Origin of the sequence: Thalassospira permensis NBRC 106175 (assembly GCF_000714555.1) — a bacterium.
GTDB classification, from domain to species: domain Bacteria; phylum Pseudomonadota; class Alphaproteobacteria; order Rhodospirillales; family Thalassospiraceae; genus Thalassospira; species Thalassospira xiamenensis.
In genome coordinates, this window is record NZ_AUNC01000010.1 from 71,770 (window position 1) to 93,455 (window position 21,686).

The window sequence follows — 21,686 nt, forward strand, 5'->3', positions numbered from 1 at the left end:
ATTGTTCAGCCCCATCGCATCACGATGATGAGCCAGAAAAGGGCAACGATTGATGCGATCCAGATGGCGGCATCGCTAAATGCCATAAAGCCGAGATGGATATAGGCTGCACCAAGCAAACTGATGAAAAGGCGATCCCCGCGGGTTGTTTCGAGTGGCAGGAAGCCACGGCGCGGAACGGTTGGTGAAACCGCCTGCCATATTCCCATTCCGATCAGCATCAAAATGATGCAGGAAAAGAACACGGCGGTAATCGGGGTCCAGGCCATCCAAGTCATTGTTTTATTCCTTCCTGTTTTCCGATTACACGCGGCCCATCGCGAAGCCCTTGGCGATGTAGTTGCGAACGAACCAGATCACCAAAGCCCCCGGCACGATTGTCAATACACCCGCCGCTGCCAGAACACCCCAATCAAGCCCCGATGCCGAAACGGTACGGGTCATGGTAGCCACGATCGGTTTGGCATCGACCGAAGTCAGAGTGCGGGCCAGCAACAGTTCAACCCAGCTGAACATGAAGCAGAAGAAGGCCGTCACACCGATACCCGAACGGATCAGCGGAATGAAGATCGTGGTGAAGAAGCGCGGGAAGGAATAACCGTCGATATAGGCGGTTTCGTCGATTTCCTTTGGAATGCCCGACATGAAACCTTCAAGGATCCATACGGCCAGCGGCACGTTGAACAGGCAGTGCGCAAGCGCCACAGCGATATGGGTGTCAAACAGGCCAACACTTGAATAAAGCTGGAAAAACGGCAGCAGGAACACGGCAGGCGGTGCCATGCGGTTGGTCAGGAGCCAGAAGAACAGATGCTTATCACCGGTAAAGTTATAGCGGGAAAAAGCATATGCCGCGGGCAGAGCAACCAGAAGCGAGATCACGACGTTGATCCCGACATAGATCATTGAGTTGATATAGCCCGAATACCATGCCGGATCGGTCAGGATGGTTGCATAGTTTGCCAGTGTCGGATTATCCGGGAACAGGGTCATTGCGCCCAGGATTTCCGAATTGGTCTTGATCGACATGTTGAACAGCCAATAAATCGGCAGCAACAGGAACACGATATAAAGAAGAAGTGCGATATGACGTTTCTGGAACCGCATTTTATTGTTCCTCCCGCTTTCCGGCGTTCATTACGACGGTATAGAAAACCCAGCAAACCAGCAGAATGATCAGGAAGTAGATCAGCGAGAATGCCGCAGCCGGACCAAGGTCGAACTGACCCACTGCAATCGTGACCAGAAACTGGCTGAGGAATGTGGTGGCCGTACCGGGCCCGCCGCCCGTAAGCACGAAGGGTTCGGTATAGATCATGAAACTGTCCATGAAGCGCAGCAGGACACCGATCACGAGGACCGACTGCATTTTCGGAAGCTGGATAAACCGGAACACGGCCCAGTTCGAAGCACCGTCAATCTTGGCGGCCTGATAATAGGCATCCGGGATCGACCGAAGACCGGCATAGCACAGCAGAACAATCAGGCTGGTCCAGTGCCAGATATCCATCACAAGGACGGTCACCCACGCATCCATCGGGTTCTGGCTGTAGTTGTAGTCCATGCCAATCATGTTAAGCGCATAACCACCAAGACCGATATCGGCACGGCCAAAAATCTGCCAGATGGTGCCAACCACGTTCCATGGAATAAGCAATGGCAAAGCCAGAAGAACCATGCAGGCCGAAACACCCCAGCCTTTGCGTGGCAGGGTTAACGCAATGCCAATACCCAGCGGAATTTCGATGAACAGCACGCTGCCGGTATAAATGATCTGGCGGATCAGGGCATCATGCAGACGGCTGTCTTCAAGGACCTGACGGAACCAGTCGGCACCGACAAAGAAACGGGTTTGCGGATCAAAAATATCCTGAACCGAATAGTTCACGACCGTCATCAAAGGAATGATCGCGCTGATGGCGACGATAAAGAAGACCGGCAGGACGAGGAACCATGCCTTATTGTTGGTAATCTTGTTCATTTCCCCATCCCCCTCACGCGACCAGCTGACTGTCGGCGTAAAGCTTGGTCCATTCCGGTGCAAACCGGAGGATGCCACTTTGGCCTGTGATCTGCTGATCTTCGCTAACCTTGACCTTCATTTCGGATGATCCGAAACGGGTGGTTGCGATCTTGTATTGGCCAAGGTCTTCGACCTTGACGATATTGACCTCGATCCCGTTGTCGCCTTCGGAGCCGTTTCCGGTTTCGATGCGCAGGAATTCGGGACGGATGCCAAGTTCAATCGGGCCTGATGCCTTGGCAACGGCTTCGATGTGGCGATCCGAAAGCGCGATGCGTTTGCCATCAATCCATGCTGCACCTGCATCGATATTGCAGGGCATGATGTTCATGCCGGGGCTTCCGATGAAGTAACCAACAAAGGTGTGGGCCGGATTTTCAAACAGTTCCTGCGGGGTTCCAAGCTGCACGACCTTGCCGCCATACATGACAACGACTTTGTCTGCGAAAGTCAGGGCTTCGACCTGGTCATGGGTCACATAGACCATGGTGGGGCGCAGTTTGTTGTGAATTTCCTTAAGCTTGCGACGCAGGACCCATTTCAGATGCGGGTCAATCACGGTTAGCGGTTCGTCAAACAGGATCGCCGAAACATCGTCGCGAACCAGTCCGCGGCCAAGCGAAATCGTCTGTTTTTCGTCCGCACCCAGACCGCGTGCTTTTTGCTTTAGCTTGCCGGTCAGGTCGAGCATTCCGGCAATTTCGCGAACACGTTCGTCAACCCGTTTTGAATCAACGCCACGATTGCGCAGCGGGAAGGCAAGGTTTTCGTAAACGGTCATGGTGTCGTAAATTACCGGGAACTGGAAAACCTGCGCAATATTGCGTTCTTCCGGGGCCAGTCTGGTGACGTCCTTGCCATCAAAAAGGACCTGTCCATCGGACGGGGTTAGAAGACCGGAAATGATGTTAAGCAAAGTGGTCTTGCCACAGCCCGACGGGCCAAGAAGGGCATAGGCCCCGCCATCTTCCCAAACATGTTCCATGCGGCGAAGGGCGTAGTCCTCGTCCCCTTTCGGGTCTGGGAAATAAGAGTGCGCAAGGCTTTTAAGATCGATACGTGCCATTTTAATTCTCCAACCTCAGGCGGCCTTGCCGTTTTGAATTTCAACGGGCGGTGCCGCCACAAGGCGATCATTGGCGTCATAGGCAAACAGACGTTTGGGATCGACATAGAAGGTGGCTGCCTCGCCAAGCCGCGGGTTGTGCACACCTTCTTCCTGGATCACCCAGGAAACATCATTGAAATGGACATGGACAAAAGTCTCGGAGCCAGTGATTTCAGCAAGTTCAACCTGGCCCTGCATCGCAACGCATTCCGTACTGGTCTGATCGACCGACAAATGATTTGCACGAACCCCGATGGTGTATTGGCCATTCGCGAGTACCGAAAGATGGCCGGTCAGCGGGACCTGATGGCCGCTTGCCAGATAAAGTGCGCCATCGCGGACTTCGGCCTTGACCAGATTGATCGGCGGATCGGAAAAGATCAGACCCGTCTCGACAAATGCCGGGTTGTGATAGACCTGCGTCGTCGGGCCGAACTGGGTTACGCGACCTTCATGCATCACCGCGCATTTGCCGCCCAGCAAAAGGGCCTCCATCGGCTCGGTGGTGGCGTAAACGACAATTGTGTCGCGTTTCGCCAGAAGGTTCGGGATTTCTTCGCGCAGTTCTTCGCGCAGTTTATAGTCAAGGTTGACCAGTGGTTCATCAAGCAGAAGCAGAGTGCAATCCTTGACCATGGCGCGCGCCATGGCGGTGCGCTGCTGCTGACCACCCGACAGTTCCTGTGGCAGTCGATCCAGCAGATGTTCGATATGCATCAGTTCGGCGGTGGATTTCACACGGCGTTCAATTTCAGCAGCATCAACGCCCTGCAATTTAAGCGGTGATGCGATATTGTCATAGACGCTCATCGACGGATAATTGATGAACTGCTGGTAGACCATGGCGACGTTGCGTTTCTGAACCGGCATGCCGGTGACATCCTTGCCATTGACCAGAATGCGTCCGCCGGTTGGTGGTTCAAGACCGGCCATAATGCGCATAAGCGTCGTTTTGCCAGCCAGTGTCCGCCCGAGCAGGACGTTAAATGATCCCGGCTCCAGCGACATCGACACATTGTCGACGTGGGTTTCCCCTTCCACGGTCTTGGTTATGTTTTCAAGCGTAAGGGTCATTTCACATTTGTTCCTTCGCCCGTTTTCACGGCGTTATTCGATTTGGTTTCAGTCGCAAACCATTGCGCAATGGCGGTCTGGGTGTCCTTTGACAGATGCAGGCCGAGTTTGGATCGGCGCCACAGAACGTCATCGGCAGTACGCGCCCATTCCTGAGCCGCCAGATAGCGCAGTTCGCATTCGTAAATATCATCGCCAAGATGCGTGCCCAGCCCCGAAAGGTCGGATGCATCGCCAATGATGGTGTGGGTCAGTGTGCCGTAGTTTCGCACATAGCGGTAGAGTTGAGCCGCCGGAATCCACGGAAATTTCTTTTGCGTTGCAGCAAGATAGCTTTCGAAATCGCCATTAGGCATGTCGCCCCCTGGAAGGGGCACGCTATCGGTCCAGCGATCATCCGCAACCCCGAGATAGGGCGAAAGTTTGCTCATCGCTGATTCGGCCAGTTTGCGATAGGTGGTGATTTTGCCGCCGTAGATGTTCAGAAGTGGCGCACCTTTGTCACCATTATCGATTTCAAGAACGTAGTCGCGCGTGACCTGGGATGCGTCTTCGGAGCCATCCCCATAAAGCGGGCGAACACCAGAATAGGACCAGACGACATCGGCCGGTGCGATCTTGTGAGCGAAATAGGAGTTGGCCAATTCGCACAGATAGCTGATTTCATCGCTGCTGATCGCGACTTTGGACGGGTCGCCTTCGTAATCGCGGTCCGTAGTGCCGATCAGAGTAAAATCCTGTTCATAGGGGATGGCAAATACGATGCGACCATCGGGATTCTGGAAGATATAGCAGTAATCATGGTCAAACAGTTTTGGCACCACGATGTGACTGCCCTGCACCATGCGGATACCATGCTTCTTTTTCGCTTCGACGCGTTTTTCAAGGATTTCGGCACACCATGGACCGGCAGCATTGACCAGCGAGCGGGCCTTGATCGTGTGTTCACCCGCACTGTCGCGAACCGCAACAGACCAAAGATCGCCCTCGCGACGTGCCGATACACATTCGGTGCCGACACGGATAACTGCACCGCGATTTCGGGCATCCATGGCATTAAGCACAACAAGGCGCGCATCCTGCACCCAGCAATCGGAATAGATGAACGCCTTTTTCATGCCAGTTACCAGTGGGGCACCGGCGACATGATGATCAAGGTGGATGCCTTCGGAGCCAGGAAGTTTTTCGCGCCCCCCCAGATGATCATACAGGAACAGGCCCAGTCGAATCATCCAGGCCGGACGTAATCCTTTAACGTGGGGGAGAACAAAGCGAAGCGGCCAGATGATGTGCGGGGCAGCGTTCAAAAGCACTTCGCGCTCGATCAGGGCCTCTCGCACCAGACGGAATTCGTAATGTTCCAGATAACGCAACCCGCCATGGATCAGCTTTGTGCTGGCCGATGAAGTCGCACTTGCAAGGTCGTTCTTCTCGCAAAGAAAGACTTTAAGGCCGCGGCCGGACGCATCGCGCGCAATGCCTGCACCGTTGATGCCACCGCCGATAATGGCAATGTCGTATGTTTCTGAAGTGAGCAACCGCTTCCTCCCTGATTGCCCTGATTTGTGACAGATGTTCTCAACTGTCATTCTGTTATGTCAAAAACGTTACGAACCACCCAAAATAATTGCAAGCGAAAATTATGAAGAATTTTAATTTTCGATAACGAAATAAGAATGTGGGGTTGTAGTGTATTGTTATAATTGAGATCTTCGATTCTGCACGATTTGTTTCGGCTTTCCGTTCGATGACGGGATGATCCGGTTTGATCTGGAAAGTTGATCAGAATCGTTTGAATCCGAAAAAAATAAAACAGATCACCTGTTCCCTAATTGCATAAGATTGCAACGTCACCCCGGTGCAATTTGCCCCCGGGCGCGGAAGCTTACGGTTTTGCCAGCCCACTATGCGAAAATGCCAGCCATGGCTGATGGGCAACGCAATCTTGTTGCAAAGCGCGGCGGTCGAGGTGTTTGCGATTGCCAAATGGTCTTTTAACTTGCGAAGATGTGGCAACCACCACGGATCGAACTAGATGATGTTCATGACTTTCATGCTTCGATCCCAAAGCAAAACTCCGGAGGCATTCCTATGATTTCTTTAAAAGACCCGTCCTTGTTCACCCAGCAAGCCTATATTGGCGGTGAATGGGTCGACGCCCCAGACGGCAAAACCGAACAGGTCACCAATCCCGCGAATGGCGAAGTGCTTGGCACTGTGCCTGTTTTGGGCCGCGATGTCGTTGCCCACGCGATTGAAGTCGCCGAAAAGGCGCAAAAGCAGTGGAAGAAACGGACTGCCAAGGAACGCTCGACCATTTTGATGAAATGGTACGACCTAATGATGGAAAATCAGGAAGACCTGGCACGCCTGATGACGGCCGAACAGGGCAAGCCGCTTGCAGAGGCGCGCGGTGAAATAGCCTATGCGTCGTCTTTCCTCCAATGGTTTGCCGAGGAAGGCAAACGCATCTATGGCGATGTTATTCCGACTTTTGCACAGGGGCGCCGGGTTGTTGTTCTGAAAGAGCCGGTTGGCGTTTGTGCGGCAATCACGCCGTGGAACTTCCCCACCGCGATGATCACGCGCAAGGCGGCACCGGCTTTGGCAGTGGGCTGTGCGATGGTCGTCAAACCGGCAATAGAAACTCCATATTCGGCTCTGGCCATGGCAGTTCTGGCCGAACGCGCCGGTTTGCCAAAGGGGCTTCTATCTATTGTGACCGGTGATGCCAAAACCATCGGTGCCGAAATGACCGAAAACCCGACGGTTCGCAAATTGACTTTTACCGGTTCAACCGCAGTTGGACGTTTGCTGATGCGTCAATGTGCCGACACGGTCAAAAAAATCAGCCTCGAGCTCGGTGGTAATGCTCCGTTCATTGTCTGTGAAGATGCCGATATTGATGCCGCAGTCGAAGGGGCGATTGCCTCGAAATACCGCAACAGTGGCCAGACCTGTGTTTGCGCAAACCGTATCTTTGTTCATGATGCTGTCTATGACGAATTTGCCGAAAAATATGCCGCCAAGGCATCGGCGATGAAAGTTGGCGATGGCACCGAAGAAGGTGTTGTCCTTGGCCCGCTGATCACGGAAAAGGCTGTCGAGAAGGTTGAAAACCAGATTGCCGACGCCGTTTCCAAAGGTGGCCGGGTTCTGACCGGTGGCAAGCGCCACGCAAAAGGCGGCAGCTTCTTTGAGCCAACCGTGATTGCCGATGCCAACCGGGATATGCTGGTCTTCCGCGAGGAAACTTTCGGTCCGATGGCACCGCTGATCCGCTTCCACAGTGATGATGAAGTGCTGGAAATGGCCAATGATTCAGAGTTCGGTCTGGCCTCTTACTTCTATTCACGCGACATTAGCCGCATTTGGAAGCTGGCCGAGGGCCTTGAAACCGGTCTGGTCGGTGTCAATGCTGGTGTGATCGCAACCGAAGTTGCCCCGTTTGGCGGCTACAAGCAATCCGGTATCGGCCGCGAAGGTTCAAAATACGGGGTAGAGGATTACCTTGAAGTCAAATATGTCTGCATGGCAGGCATTGACGATTAAGGCATTTTCGGACTTCCGAAACGAAAAAGGCGCTGTCGAAATGACAGCGCCTTTGGTTTTTACACGCAATCACAATGTTATGCTGCGTTCTCGTTCTTTTTCTTGTTATCGGATGTGATCGACTGGACCGAGCCATCCGAAAGTTCAGACTGAAGTGCTGTGAAAACGTCGAACATATTCGGGTTGAATGCAATTTCAGCCTGCATGCGATCACGTCGTTCTGACGGTGTTTCATCGTCGTTGTTTTGCTTGTTGGCGAGTGACGCGCCGTTCAGCTTTTCCTCGATCGCATCAGCAATCGCTTTTTCGATTGCTTGACGTTCGGTTGCGCCCATCTTGGCCAGACTTTCCTCATCAAGGCCCATCGATTGAAGGATCTTGCGGCGCATCTCTTCGATCTTGCGTTCTTCAAGCTCCTTCACATAAGTCGTGAAGCCGTGTTCCTTGATATAGGCGATATCGGCATTTTTTTCCTTGTTCTCTTCGGGCAGCGGTCGACTGTTCGACGCAATGGTTTTTGCCGCCGCATAGGTGCTTTTGACGCTGGACGTCGTGTTGGTGATGCTCATCAGGGTGTCATATATTGCCATCCCGATCCTCCATGGGAAAATAATGCCGGTAAAATCCTGTCATGGGACTTAAGGTTGCAAATCCCGTGCCGCGATTTATCGGTAAGCTTCACCGAACAAACGGAATTAGCGTATCAAGCATTCGCCCGGCTGCCTTGCCATCCCAGCCGGCAGGCCGGAAAGGGGACGGGGGCATTTTTACCTCGAACAGGCTGTCGGCTTTTTTGACCAGGTCTTCCGGTTCACAAATTTCCAGTGCGGAAGCACTCAATGCAGTCGGACGTTCTGTTGTCGGTCGCAAAATACACCCAGCTTTTCCAAGCCAGGCGCATTCATCAATCATACCACCAGAATCCGTTATCACATAGCGGGCGTGAAAAAGAACTGACAGGAAATCGGGATAGAGCATGGGGGATGTGACCTTGATGTTTTCGGCATCCCGAATTCGGCGCCAAAGACTGCTTTTTACAAGGGATTCTTGTGCGCGGTGGTGAAGCGGCCAGACGATTTGAGTTTCCCGGGCAAGGTCAACAATCGCATTCACGATTGATGATAGTCGAACAAGGTTATCAATATTTTCAGCCCGATGTAGTGTCAGTAATACAGGCCCGGTACCGGGCGAAGAAGGATCAATTGGTATGCTCGTTCCACCAAAGCGGAGCATCGCATCAATTATGATATTACCGACATTTTGGATTCCCTTTGCGTCGATGCCTTCTTTGCGCAGGTTGTTGGCCGCAGTTTCATCCGGGGCCCAATGCATGTCGCAAAGGATGTCAATTTCAGTCCGGTTGGCTTCTTCGGCGATGGCATCAAACCCGCCTCGCAAGCCGGCTTCGAGGTGGATCAGAAAAATCGAATGTCTTCTTGCCGCGCGCGCGACACCCAAAGAGCCGTTAACATCACCGATGACGATCGTTGCCTGCGGCAGTGATTGGTCTAGCACCCGGCAATAGGCATCGTCTGCATTCTGAACGAGTGTGCTCCGGTTATTTCCCGGTTGCCCGATTCCAAGTCGGATTTCAGGAGCAGGTATGCCAAGCGAAAAACGCAAACCTTCGGAAAGGGCCGGGTCCCAGTGTTGGCCGGTATCGATCAGACGAAGGGTAAAAGGTAAATCATCGCGCCTTTCCCACCACGTCAGATAAAGGGCGGCAGCCTTGATCAGGTTGGGGCGGGTGCCATAGACCAGATCGATGATCATTGCGGCGTTTTTCCTGATGAATGCTCAAGCTGGATGAGCGTATGATAACGTGTTGTCTTTTATATCATTTTGGCTGATCAGCTGCCAAACGGGATAGGTGGTTTGTCAATAAATGTGATAAAATTTTCGAAAACGAATTGTTTTTTGGTGTGTTTCTTTTCTAAATAGAAACAGAAAATCAGTTGAACCGGTCGGATGCACGGTAAAAATCAGCCGCCGCAAAGGACCGGAACGGTACGGCAGACCAACTGTCGGCTCGGGAGGAAACAGAAATGACCGATACACGTTACATTCTGGCAATTGATCAGGGTACCACCAGCTCACGCGCCATCGTGTTCGATGCCACTGGCCGATCCGTGGCGGTCGCGCAACAGGAATTTCCCCAACATTTTCCCAATAGTGGCTGGGTGGAACATGATCCTGAAGACCTTTGGGAAACGGTTGTTGCGGTTTGTCGCGAAGCTTTGTCGCGGATCGATATTGCCAACGTTGTGGCAATAGGCATCACCAACCAGCGTGAAACCACCGTGGTTTGGGACCGCAAGACGGGCAAAGCCGTTTATAATGCCATCGTTTGGCAGGATCGTCGGACTGCGGCTTTGTGCCATGATTTGAAAAAGCGTGATCCGGACCTTGAAACTGATGTCAATAATCGAAGCGGGCTTTTGATCGATCCGTATTTCTCGGCAACCAAGGCTGCGTGGATACTCGATCATGTCACCGGTGCACGGGCGCTGGCCGAACAGGGTGACCTAGCGTTTGGTACGGTCGACTCATTCCTGCTGTGGCGTTTGACCGGCGGAAAATCGCACGCGACGGATGCCACCAATGCCGCACGCACCAATCTTTTCAATATTCGCGACAATGTCTGGGATGACAGGTTGTGCGAAATCTTCCGTGTTCCCAAGCGCATGTTGCCGGAAGTCAAGGATTGTGCTGCCGATTTCGGAATGGTGGATGCCGATATCTTTGGGCGTGAAATTCCTGTCCTGGGTATGGCAGGCGACCAGCAGGCGGCCGCATTCGGTCAGTGCTGCTTTGAGCCAGGCGACATCAAAAGCACCTATGGCACCGGTTGTTTTGTGATTCTCAATACCGGGGATGATGCTGTGACATCGCAGCATCGTTTGCTGACCACGGTCGGTTATCGTTTGAATGGCAAAACCAGCTATGCCATCGAAGGGGCGATTTTTGTTGCCGGAGCGGCGGTGCAGTGGCTGCGTGATGGTCTTGGCATCATCAAATCGGCCGCCGAAAGTGAAGGTTTGGCCAAATCGCTTGACGATAATCACGGCGTTTATCTTGTTCCGGCCTTTACCGGACTTGGTGCGCCTTATTGGGATCCGGATGCGCGCGGTGCCATTTTCGGATTGACCCGTGACACGGGGCCACGTGAATTCGTTCGTGCCGCACTTGAAAGCGTTTGTTATCAGACCTTTGATCTGTTCGAAGCGATGGCGGCAGACGGTGTTTCGCCCAAGGCCGTTCGGGTTGACGGTGGTATGGTTGCCAATGACTGGTTGTGTCAGAACCTCTCAGATATTCTTGATATTCCGGTTCAGCGCCCGGTTGTGACGGAAACAACTGCACTTGGTGCCGCCTATCTTGCGGGGTTGCAGGCGGGGGTTTACCGCGACCTCCATCATATCGCCGAAAACTGGCATATGGATGCTGAATTCAAACCAGAACTTGAAGCTGGTCGCCGGAAACATCTTTTGGGCGGCTGGAAGAGTGCGGTCAAGCGAACCATGACAGAGCAGGGCTGAATAGTTTCGCTGTTGTCCGATGGCTTTACAGACTGGTCATCGCATAAATTGCTTTGTAAGATCGGGACGGTACCACGTGGTACTGTCCTTTCTTTTTGCGGATATTCGTCCGTATTTTCATAGAACTGCTGCTATTGGATACAGGGTGCGACCGTTTGGGGACCGTCACCGGGCGGCCAGGGGGGAAGATGCTTGATCTGATCGTTGGAAAAGTTGGACCTGTTTTTTTGACGATCCTGTGTGGTTATCTTTTAACCCGTTTCCGCGTTATCAGCCGCGAAGGCATTCCGTTCCTTGCCCGCCTTGCGATGAATGCCTTTATTCCGGCTATGTTGTTTCAAACCCTGTCGCAATCCGACATCAGTGCGCATTTCGATTTGCGCTTGTGGGGTAGCTACTATGCGGGCGCACTTCTGAACTTTTTACTGGTGTTTATGGTGGCACGGGCGTGGCTTAAGGCGAGAACGGACGAGGCGGCTGTAACCGCCATGGGCGGGGTTTTCTCCAATATTGTGCTGCTCGGTATTCCTCTGGTTCAGGCGGTATACGGTGAAGAAGGTCTGGTACCGCTTCTGATTATCCTGTCGATCCATCCGCTGACCTTGTTGGGGCTTACGGTGATGATCGTGGAAGGTTCGCGTTCTGGCGGCGGGCATTGGTTGCCCAATGTCGTTCGCAGTATCATTCGGGTTTTGCGCAATCCGATTATCATTGCGATTATCCTTGGTGTACTGGCGTCCCTGATTGATCTTCGATTGCCCGAAATGATTGATGGAACACTCGAACGGTTTCGGACGGCAGGGCCCACAATCGCGTTGCTTCTGGTCGGGGCTGGGCTTTATGGGCAGTCCGTTCGTGGCAATATGTCCGCAAGCATGCTGTGCACTGTTGCGAAAATGTTTGTGCAGCCGGTTCTTGTGTTCCTGATCGCTCATTTTATTTTTGACTTGCAACCGCTGTGGTTGACCATCGTGGTTCTGATTGCAGCTCTTCCTGCGGGGGCGAATGTGGCAATCATTGCTGGTAGCTACAGTGTTTGTATCGATCGGTCTTCCACGACCATTCTGATCACGACGCTGATCAGTGTGATCACTTTGCCGCTTATTGTGCTTTATGCCGGGGCATCATGACGGCTGCCTTCGGCCGCGGACAGAATTTGGTCCATCAAGCTTATTTCTGCTGCGATCCCTTGCATTCGATGGTCGTGGATGCCTGAGCTTAGGGCATCAATGAAGCAATCAATGGCGTTGTCATGCCCTTTGTCAGGGCTTTTAAAAATGCCTTTTCGCATGACAGTGTTGCCATTGATCACAAGCTTCCGCCAATCTTGGATCGTGGCAGAAAATCCCGGTGCAAGGACCTCAAGAGTTTCCTTTGGCATATTGCGTCGGGCGGCATGCATGTAAGAAACTTCGCCTCGTGATCCGTCGGCAAAGTGCATGTACCAAACGCTGTCACCGGCCTTGCGATCAATCCAGTCACATGAAAGGCTGATCATTTCAGCACCTGTCAGATAGCCAATCAGATCAATGAAATGACTGATTTCTCCGATTGTTCTGCCACCTTGATCAGGACGGTACAGCCAGTGATCGGAAGGGAGTGGATTGGGACGTACCTGATAGCGGAATTGCTTTTTGCCTTTGATTAGATGCTGTTTCAGGCAGGCTGTCATCGGCGCAAAGCGACGATTATGTCCAACCATGAATACCTGTGTTTGGCTCAATCCTGCGGCCTGTTTGAGTGCGCCGATCTGTTTCGGATGGATGCAAAGCGGCTTCTCCAGCCAGACATGTTTCCCTGCGCCCAAGGCCTTACTGGCGAGGTCAGCATGGCTATCGTGCCGGGTGGCAATAAACACCGTATTGATATCGTGATTTGACAGAATTTCATCCGGATCGGACGCGGTAGTTATATCCGGCATATGCCGGCAGATGGCCAGTGCCGAAAGACCTTTGCCCGAGACGACCGCATTCAATGCGACCTTTTTGCGCAGCTTTAATCGAGGGAGCAAAACGCTGTTCATGTAATTTCCCGCGCCTATCAATCCGATCCGGACCGGCATGACATTAGGCTTGCTGATCTTTTTGACTGGGGCTGGTGGTTGCGGTTTGCTATCGGTTCGATGATATTTAATGACCGTCGCCATTATGGTCGGGTCATCACCTCCTGATAGAAAATCAGAAGCTTCATGCAGGTTAATCCGATGGGAGATAAGCGAGGCCGGGTCGAGCTTTCCACTTTCCATCAGGGATAGTGCTGCCGCCATGTTCCGTTTTACCGTCCATCGGGCATGGCCGATCGGGTAGTCCTGTCCCAGTTGCTCGTAGTTCGCGTCATAACGGCCCGGGCCATAGGACCGCACCTGCCGGATGGTAATTTCCTTGCGATACAGGATATTGCGCGGTGCGTTCACAGCAACGTCTCCAACGCAGACAATGATGCCACGATCACGGCAAAGCTTTGCGGCCGATTCAATTACGGTGCGTGCTGCTTTGTTATTATTACTGCAAACAAGCACAGCATCGAACTGGTCAACAGGGGCGGTGCTGATATCTGCATAGGCATACTTGGCCCCGCTTTCTTCTGCTTTTTTTCTGCGCTCCGAAAACGGTTCAATCACGGTCACAATCGCACCGGCTGCGATTGTGATTTGAGTGACTATTTGACCGATTAGGCCGCATCCAATCACGGCTACCTTCTGCCCGATCTCAAGTTCTCCTTGGTGGGCGGCATGAAGTCCGATGGCGTAAAGGGTGGCAAAAGCTGCCATCTCGTCTGATACAGTGTTGGGGACGGGGCAAGCCAGATTGCGTGGGACAATGTTATATTCTGCATGATTGGCATGCTCCATACCCGCACAGGCAACGCGCTGACCAATATCAAAGTCGGTGACATCCGGGGCCATTGCCTCGACAGTTCCGCAATTGGCGTATCCGGTCGCCATTGGTCTGCCAAGGCGTCCTTTAACGGCATTGAGGGTTGCCTGCGCGCCGTCGCGACGAAACTTTTCAATTGTCAACGCTACCAGATCCGGTCGCTGCCATGCCTTTCTAATAAGGGACGCTTTGGTTTCGCTAGCTTGCTGTCTTTCCGTACCATTACTGATGACAGATATCTCTGTGCGGACCAGAATGGTACCGGGCAATAGGGCGGGAACGGGGCAGTCGGCCACGGCAAGCCGCCTTTCACCGGGAAACCGTAATAATGCCCGCATATCCGTCATGATATCGTCCTGATGCACGTTAGGGATGAAATATGGAACAGGAATTAAATCATATCAGTATGTGCAGGTCGATCCGTCATTGACGGGACTTTGGCAGGCGTTTAGCAAAGCCGATGTCATAATCACGGAATCCGTCATATGAAAAAAAATGTCTCGGCAAAGCGTAGTCGCAAACTGTTATTCGTCTGCGGAGAGGATTGGTCTTTCGTTTCCCATCGGATTGGTTTGGGTCGGGCCGCACTTTTGCGTGGCGATGAGGTGATTGTCGCGTGCAACGCGAATGACGCCGCTGTCCAACTGCGATCCGAGGGTTTCCGTGTTATCGATGTGCCGATTGCGCGCGGTGGACTTAGCCCTTTGAAATCGCTGAAGACGATCAGGGCGCTTGCATGCCTTATCTGTCGAGAGCAACCGGATGTGGTTATCAATGTCGCAATACAATGTGTTGTTTTATCTTGCCTTGCTGGGTTGATGGTTGGCGCGCGTCGTTCCGTAAACATGGTAACCGGGCTCGGGTTCATGTTCGTTTCAAACGGGACCAAAGCGCGTTTGGTGCGTGCTGTGGTTTCGATGTTGTTGCGATTTTATGCCAGATGCCCATCAATCCACATCATTGTTCAGAATTCGGATGATTTCGATCTGATGCGTGGATTTGGCTTCCGCAAGACGCGCCTTTCTCTCGTGCGTGGTTCCGGTGTGGATATAAGGCAATTCCATCCGCGGGAGCAGGATGGAATTGATGGTTTACGCAAAACTGTGATCTTCGTGGCCCGAATGTTGTGGTCCAAGGGATTGGCAGAACTGGTTGATGCCGCGCGTATCCTCAAATCCAGAGCCCGAGATTACCGAATACTTTTGGTCGGTGATTCTGATCCGGTAAATCCTGACTCTGCCGACACCGAAAGCCTTGTGAAATGGCAGAATGACGGTTTGATAGAGTGGCTTGGAAAAAGAAGCGATGTTGCTGAATTGCTCAGGCAATCTGATCTGGCTGTTCTGCCATCTTGGCGGGAAGGGTTGCCGAAGTCTTTGCTTGAGGCCGCTGCGAGCGGTCTGGCGATGGTTGCAACAGATGTTCCAGGCTGTCGTGAAATCGTAAAACAGGAACAGACCGGTTTGCTGGTAGGGTTGGGTGATGCGGAAGCTTTGGCAGATGCGATTGAGAACCTTATGGAGGATGATGCAAAGCGTCAGAAGTTTGGCCAGAATGCGCGTGTCATGGTCGAGCAAGAGCTGTGTGATGCAGTGATCATCCGCGAGACCCTTGATGTTATCTCCGGTAAGCCTGGATTAATACCGTAATAAAATTGGAAAACTGAGACAATGAAACCAAGATGGGCTCCGCATGGCGGGGCCTTTTATTTTCTAAAATTTCCCATTGCTATCGAATTCTAAAATTTGTATACAATATACATATGAGTAATTTAGGCTCGAAAATATCCGGGTTTTAACGATTAAACGGTCTAACCCACTAATGGGCGCGCGACCAAATCAGGAGGTTACTTTCCATGCAGGTGAACTGGACTGGCGTATTCCCCGCCGTTGCCACCCAGATGAATGAAGATGGTTCAATCGATTTCGATATGACCGCCCATCAGATCGAAGCCCTGATCAAGGCCGGTGTTGACGGCCTTGTCATGCTGGGCTCGGTCGGCGAGAACGCAACCCTTGAGCCGGAAGAAAAAATCGCGGTTCTCAAGCTTGCTGTCGAAGTTACCAACGGTCGCATACCGGTTCTGTCGGGCGTTGCCGAAAACTCGACCCAGGCTGCCATTCGCTACGTGCAGAAATGCGAAGAACTTGGCGCTGATGGCCTGATGCTTCTGCCGGGCATGATCTATACCGCCGATCCGCGCGAAAATATCGAGCATTTCCGGTCGGTTGCTGCCAAGACCAAGCTACCGATCATGATCTATAACAACCCCGGTGCCTATCGCATCGATATCAAGCCTGAAGAATTCAACCAGCTTGCCGATGTGAAGAACCTGGTTGCGATCAAGGAAAGCTCCGGCGACCCGCGCCGTATTACCGACATCTATAATGCCTGTGGTGATCGTTTCGTTCTGTTCTGTGGCATGGATGACCTTGTCATGGAAACCCAGGTTCTGGGTGCGGTTGGCTGGATTTCGGGCTTTACCGATGCTTTCCCGCAGGAATCGGTCGCACTTTGGAAGCTGCTGTCTGAGGGGAAATACAAGGAAGCGCTTGAAATCTATCGCTGGTTTACCCCGGTCCTGCACATGGATGTTCATGCCAAGCTTGTTCAGTATATCAAACTGGCACAGGAGATGACCGGCGTGGGTAAGGCCCATGTCCGTGCTCCGCGTCTTCCGCTGGTTGGCGAGGAGATGGAACGCATCCGCGCAACCATCCAGAAAGCCATCGACACACGCCCGAAACTTTAATTCGCTTTGCAATCAACGCATTCATCGCATCAGCTCCGTAAGGCGTGATTGCATTTGCGTATGATTTGATGGCAAGTGTGAGCTCTCCTGTGATTTTCGCAGGGGAGTTTGCTGCCATCTGGCACGAGACGAGAGATCAAGATAAAACGCGCACACCAAAGCAGTCAGGGCCCGGAACATGCCAAAACCTTCTTCCGCTTCAAAGTCCCCCTCACAGTCAAAACAGCATGCCGTCGTTGTCGGCTCCGGGATAGTCGGGGTCAATGTCGGTTTGGCTCTTTTGAAGAAGGGCTATGACGTCACCCTTCTGGATCGCGGAGAACCGGGGATGGGGGCATCCTTTGGTAATGCTGGGGGAATTGCCGTCACTGAATGCGCGCCTATTGCCATGCCGGGTGTCTGGACAAATGTGCCAGGCTGGCTGATGGATCCGCTAGGGCCGCTTTCGGTGCGCTGGTCCTATTTGCCTAAAATGATGCCGTGGCTGATCCGTTTCCTGGCCGCCAGTTCGAAAAGCCGGGTAGAGCAGATTGCAACCGAATTAGCAGCCATCCTCAACCGCGCTTGGGAAGATTACGATCCGGTGATCGCAGATGCAGGCCTTTCCGGTGCGGTGTTTAAAAAAGAAGGCGCTATGGGGGTTTATCGCAGCGAGAAAACACGCCGGGATGCCGAATACGGAATTGATCTTCGCCGTCGTAACGGGGTCAAAATTCGTGATCTGACCAAGGATGAGGTCAGGGATATTGAGCCCGATCTGGCCCCGATCTTCACGTGTGGTGTGATGGAGGAGGATTGGGGCAGGGTTCTGGATCCGTTCAGGATTGTTACCGGCCTTTACAACCATTTCATCGAACGCGGTGGAAAGTTTCAGAATGCCGAGGTTATCGATTTCGTTTACCGCGATGGCAAACCGCGTGCCGCGATGACGGCACAAGGTGAACAGATTACCTTCGACAAGGTTGTTATTGCATGCGGTGCATGGTCAAAAACGCTGGCCACGCGACTTGGTTCATCGGTGCCTCTTGATACCGAACGGGGTTATAACACAACGGTCCCTTATAATGGCGTGAAGCTATCGCGCATGATTATTTGTGCCGATGACAGCTTTGTTCTGACGCCGATGGAAATGGGTATTCGTGTGGGCGGGGCGGTTGAGCTTGGCGGTCTGGTTGCTGCCCCCAATTATGATCGCGCCAAGGCTCTGTTTGCCAAAGGCAAGGAAGTTCTTCCGAAACTCAGTGCTGAAGGGGGGACAGAATGGATGGGATTCCGCCCCTCAATGCCGGATTCCAAACCGGTGATTTCGGCAAGCCCCAAACATGAAAATGTCTTCTTCGCATTCGGTCACGGCCATCTTGGCCTGACCATGGCGGCCACCACCGGACGGCTGATCGCCGACCTGATGAGTGAAGCGACTGCCCCCATTAACATGACCCCGTATCGTATTGATCGTTTCCAAGGATAAGGCCGCCCCAAATGGCAAAACACAGCTTCTTCTGTATTGATGGACATACCTGCGGTAATCCGGTGCGTGTGGTTGCCGGTGGCGGACCAAAGCTTGAAGGTGCAAATATGCTTGAAAAGCGTGCGCATTTTCTGGCGGAATATGACTGGATACGAACCGGACTGATGTTCGAGCCGCGTGGCCATGACATCATGTCGGGCTCGATCCTTTATGAACCGACCCGCGATGATTGCGATGTAGCCATCCTGTTTATCGAGACGTCTGGCTGCCTACCGATGTGCGGTCACGGCACAATTGGGACGGTCACCATGGCAATCGAGGAAGGTCTGGTAAAGCCGAAAACCCCGGGAGTACTGCGTCTTGAAACGCCTGCCGGGCTGGTGATTGCCGAATACAAACAGGTTGGCGATTACGTGGAATCGGTCAAGCTGACCAATGTACCGTCCTTCCTGTATAAAACGGATATCGAGGTCGATTGTCCCGATCTTGGCCCGATCAAGGTTGATGTTGCTTATGGCGGCAATTTCTATGCGATTGTCGAGCCACAGGAAAACTTCCTTGACATGGCCGAATACGCGGTTGGCGATTTTCAGCGCATCAGTCCGGAACTTCGTCGTCGCCTGAACGAGGTTGGCGAGTTCATTCACCCACTTCACCCGGATATCAAGGGCCTGTCACATATCCAGTGGACTGGAAAACCGACCCAGCCTGACAGCACCCATCGCAATGCAGTGTTTTACGGTGATAAGGGGATTGATCGATCTCCCTGCGGGACGGGCTCTTCTGCGCGTCTGGCACAATTGGTTGGCAAGGGGCAGTGGGACCCAGCGCATGAGCTGGTTCATGAAAGCATTATCGGATCGCAGTTCCGTGTCTCCGTCGTCGAACAGACAAAGGTCGGCGACTATGACGCGGTCGTGCCCGGGATCGAGGGCTGGGCACGCAAGCATGGTTACAACACGATTTTCATTGATGACCGTGATCCTTACGCGCATGGATTTATCGTGAAATAGGCGTTTGATCGGGGCCGGTTTCTGTTCTCAAGCTCCTGATACCGTAGCGGCGTGATTGCAATTATATTGCGCGTAAACCAACGCATCGGTATGACTAGAAAAAGGGGGCGGTGACGTTTGGGGATATGAAGCCGGACCCGATACCGCACAGGACAGATAAAAAGAGCCAAAATGACCGCATCACCGCGTTTTACCCGCCGCACCATTACTGATCAGGTCACTGAAGATTTGCGTGCCCGTATCCTGTCGGGTGACTTCCCGGCCGGGTTCCAGTTGCGTCAGGATGCGATTGCTACCGAATATAATGTGTCTCGAATCCCGGTCCGTGAGGCGCTTCAACGTCTGGATGCCGAAGGTCTGGTATCGTTCCAGCCGCATAAGGGGGCGATTGTTGCCCATCTCTCGCTTGACGAGATCGAAGAACTTTTTGAAGTTCGCAAAATGCTGGAATGCGAATTGCTGCGTCATGCGGTGCCGCGTCTGACACCCGAAGACATCAAATCGGTCGAAGACATACTAGCCGTTTACGACGAATCCTTTCGGTCTGGGGATATTTCGAAATGGGGCGAACTTAACCGTGAATTCCATGATCGGCTTTATCGTGCGTCGAACCGGCCCAAAACGCTGGAAATCATCCGCATGATCGGAAACAACACGGTCCGCTTCACACAGGCACAGCTCGCTCTTTCCGGGGCAACTGATCGGGCCGAACGCGAACATCACCATATACTTGATGCCTGCAAGGCGCGCGATGTCGACTATGCGGTCGAACTTCTCGAAGCCCATATCGAGAATTCGAAAAACAGCCTGATCGAATGCCTGCGTGGTGCCCGCGCCAGCGAGGGCCTCTCGAACTGACGTCAATTGTTACCGGACAATAAAGCCACGTCCGATTTCATCACTCCCATCCTGCCAAAAGCTGGCTTCGCCGCTGTAATGAGCCTGTCCGGATACTTCGGCAATTATGGCCGGGAAGGGCCCGCATCGGTTTGTGCTAACAACGCTGCCATCGAATTCTGATCCGATAACACTTTCAAACCTTCGAACCGTGCCGGGCATGATCAATCCTTTGGCATGAAGAATGGCAAGCCTTGCGCTAACGCCTGATCCAGTCGGGCTGCGGTCAACCTGATTATCGGCAAAGACACATATATTGCGTGTCGGTTCCTGGGCGGATGCGTCTTTGCCATCGGTCAGGATCGCGCCATACAAAAACGCCAGATCATCATGATCAGGATGGTTTAGCGTGACACTGGCATTCACCGCGCTGCATACGGACTGCGCAATATCGATCAGGTGCCGCACCGGTGAAGACCCGACCTCAAGGCCGAATTGCCCGGCATCCAGAACGGCATAGAATGCACCGCCATATCCGATATCTGTTTTGAATGTCTGGTCATCGGCAAGTGCGAGCTCAATATCAGCAGCAAACATGAAGGATGGGACTGATTTGAAACGGACGGCACCACTTTTCCCATTGGTCACCGATACTTCGGCACGTACCAGCCCGCAGGGGCATTCAATATTAACCGGCGTTACCGGTTCAATCGGTGTAACCAACCCGTAATCAACCGCATATCGGCCAAGGGCGATGATGGCGTGGCCGCACATGGTCGAATAGCCTTCATTGTGAATGAACAGAACCGCCAGATCAGCATCCGGCAGGCTCGGTTCGACCAGAATGGCACCATACATGTCGTAATGACCGCGCGGTTCGAACATCAGAAACCGCCGCAGATGATCAAGTTCGTCGCGGGCATATCGACGTTTGGCCAGAATATCGTCGCCCGGAATCGCTGGATATCCCGATGTGATAATCCGAAGCGGTTCGCCGCCGGTATGCATATCAATGACTTTGATCGGGGATTCCCGGTCGGGCAGGGACAGTTTGGAGGGCATTTGGCGGCTCATTTCGGTGTTCTGCAAATTTTTAAAGGAAATTCGGGGCTGGATTCCGGCTCAAGTCGGGTGCTTTACCTGGCGCGGCAGGTCTATCTTAACGGCCTTGAACATGTGCGCAATAGTCCCTCACCCGGATTTTCGCGTCAGGCGCGACCTTGCAGGTCATAAAAGTGAAACCTATATGTGGTTTCGCGCAAAAATTTTGCGTCTCGCACTTTCTGTCATTTTTTCTTAAAAAAGGTGTTTACAGGTCCGGCGAGGGGCCCTATAACCCGCCTCCACCGACGGGGTGCGGCGGCAAGGAGACGGCGACGCGGACTGGAGGTTGAGGGCTACGGCTCTAGAGTTCTTTGACATTGTTGATCAGTAGGAAGGGATG

General features: G+C 52.9%; 18 protein-coding genes. 8 read left to right on the top strand and 10 right to left on the bottom strand.

Annotated features, from left to right (window positions below; all coding sequences use genetic code 11):
- Positions 1-5: 5 nt before the first annotated feature.
- Genes SMB34_RS06630 through glpD form a run of 6 tightly spaced genes read right to left on the bottom strand, consistent with a single transcriptional unit; the run spans position 6 to position 5,743 of the window.
- Entirely contained in the window at positions 6-278 is a 273-nt protein-coding gene (locus tag SMB34_RS06630) for a DUF2160 domain-containing protein (protein WP_007091528.1), read from the bottom strand.
- Between the two features lie 25 nt (positions 279-303).
- Positions 304-1,107, bottom strand: coding sequence for a carbohydrate ABC transporter permease (locus tag SMB34_RS06635; protein WP_007091527.1), 804 nt, complete (start codon positions 1,105-1,107; stop codon positions 304-306).
- A gap of 1 nt (position 1,108) precedes the next feature.
- Positions 1,109-1,981: a carbohydrate ABC transporter permease gene (locus SMB34_RS06640; RefSeq protein WP_007091526.1), complete on the bottom strand. Its 873-nt coding sequence runs from the start codon at positions 1,979-1,981 to the stop codon at positions 1,109-1,111.
- 13 nt (positions 1,982-1,994) lie between these two features.
- A complete protein-coding gene (locus SMB34_RS06645) occupies positions 1,995-3,089 on the bottom strand; it encodes an ABC transporter ATP-binding protein (RefSeq protein ID WP_037988667.1) in 1,095 nt (364 codons plus the stop codon).
- A gap of 15 nt (positions 3,090-3,104) precedes the next feature.
- The gene (locus SMB34_RS06650; protein WP_037988671.1) at positions 3,105-4,205 is read right to left on the bottom strand and encodes an ABC transporter ATP-binding protein; all 1,101 of its coding nucleotides are present in this window, start codon (positions 4,203-4,205) and stop codon (positions 3,105-3,107) included.
- Positions 4,202-5,743, bottom strand: a complete 1,542-nt coding sequence (glpD, locus tag SMB34_RS06655; RefSeq protein WP_037988674.1) for a glycerol-3-phosphate dehydrogenase — start codon at positions 5,741-5,743, stop codon at positions 4,202-4,204. The genes SMB34_RS06650 and glpD overlap by 4 nt, the downstream gene beginning before the upstream one ends.
- A gap of 553 nt (positions 5,744-6,296) precedes the next feature.
- Here glpD and SMB34_RS06665 point away from each other — a divergent pair.
- Positions 6,297-7,757, top strand: coding sequence for an NAD-dependent succinate-semialdehyde dehydrogenase (locus tag SMB34_RS06665; RefSeq protein WP_037988678.1), 1,461 nt, complete (start codon positions 6,297-6,299; stop codon positions 7,755-7,757).
- A gap of 77 nt (positions 7,758-7,834) precedes the next feature.
- Here the strand turns inward: SMB34_RS06665 and SMB34_RS06670 are convergent, their stop codons facing one another.
- Both SMB34_RS06670 and SMB34_RS06675 read right to left on the bottom strand, forming a co-directional pair.
- Positions 7,835-8,347, bottom strand: coding sequence for a hypothetical protein (locus SMB34_RS06670; protein WP_037988681.1), 513 nt, complete (start codon positions 8,345-8,347; stop codon positions 7,835-7,837).
- Between the two features lie 88 nt (positions 8,348-8,435).
- A complete protein-coding gene (locus tag SMB34_RS06675) occupies positions 8,436-9,530 on the bottom strand; it encodes a UDP-N-acetyl glucosamine 2-epimerase (protein ID WP_037988683.1) in 1,095 nt (364 codons plus the stop codon).
- 272 nt (positions 9,531-9,802) lie between these two features.
- On the opposite strand from SMB34_RS06675, the gene glpK reads away from it, so the two are divergent.
- Positions 9,803-11,296, top strand: coding sequence for a glycerol kinase GlpK (glpK, locus tag SMB34_RS06680; RefSeq protein WP_037988685.1), 1,494 nt, complete (start codon positions 9,803-9,805; stop codon positions 11,294-11,296).
- Positions 11,297-11,484: 188 nt separating this feature from the next.
- Positions 11,485-12,426, top strand: a complete 942-nt coding sequence (locus tag SMB34_RS06685; RefSeq protein ID WP_037988687.1) for an AEC family transporter — start codon at positions 11,485-11,487, stop codon at positions 12,424-12,426.
- Here the strand turns inward: SMB34_RS06685 and SMB34_RS06690 are convergent.
- Positions 12,408-14,519, bottom strand: a complete 2,112-nt coding sequence (locus SMB34_RS06690) for a bi-domain-containing oxidoreductase (protein WP_156962651.1) — start codon at positions 14,517-14,519, stop codon at positions 12,408-12,410. The two genes, SMB34_RS06685 and SMB34_RS06690, sit on opposite strands and share 19 nt — an antisense overlap.
- A 138-nt stretch (positions 14,520-14,657) precedes the next feature.
- On the opposite strand from SMB34_RS06690, the gene SMB34_RS06695 reads away from it, so the two are divergent.
- The 5 genes from SMB34_RS06695 (at position 14,658) to SMB34_RS06715 (ending at position 20,263) form a co-directional block, all read left to right on the top strand.
- Positions 14,658-15,821, top strand: coding sequence for a glycosyltransferase family 4 protein (locus SMB34_RS06695; RefSeq protein WP_037988691.1), 1,164 nt, complete (start codon positions 14,658-14,660; stop codon positions 15,819-15,821).
- Positions 15,822-16,027: 206 nt separating this feature from the next.
- Complete coding sequence (locus tag SMB34_RS06700; protein ID WP_037988692.1) at positions 16,028-16,924, top strand: dihydrodipicolinate synthase family protein; 897 nt, start codon at positions 16,028-16,030, stop codon at positions 16,922-16,924.
- A gap of 178 nt (positions 16,925-17,102) precedes the next feature.
- Complete coding sequence (locus tag SMB34_RS06705; RefSeq protein WP_051682158.1) at positions 17,103-18,392, top strand: NAD(P)/FAD-dependent oxidoreductase; 1,290 nt, start codon at positions 17,103-17,105, stop codon at positions 18,390-18,392.
- Positions 18,393-18,403: 11 nt separating this feature from the next.
- Positions 18,404-19,405, top strand: a complete 1,002-nt coding sequence (locus SMB34_RS06710) for a 4-hydroxyproline epimerase (protein ID WP_037988694.1) — start codon at positions 18,404-18,406, stop codon at positions 19,403-19,405.
- Positions 19,406-19,576: 171 nt separating this feature from the next.
- Positions 19,577-20,263 carry a GntR family transcriptional regulator gene (locus SMB34_RS06715; protein WP_007091511.1) on the top strand — a complete coding sequence of 229 codons (687 nt, stop codon included), beginning with the start codon at positions 19,577-19,579 and terminating at the stop codon, positions 20,261-20,263.
- A 9-nt stretch (positions 20,264-20,272) separates the two neighbouring features.
- Here SMB34_RS06715 and SMB34_RS06720 read toward each other — a convergent pair whose 3' ends face one another.
- The gene (locus tag SMB34_RS06720) at positions 20,273-21,316 is read right to left on the bottom strand and encodes a proline racemase family protein (RefSeq protein ID WP_240478766.1); all 1,044 of its coding nucleotides are present in this window, start codon (positions 21,314-21,316) and stop codon (positions 20,273-20,275) included.
- Positions 21,317-21,686 lie beyond the last annotated feature (370 nt).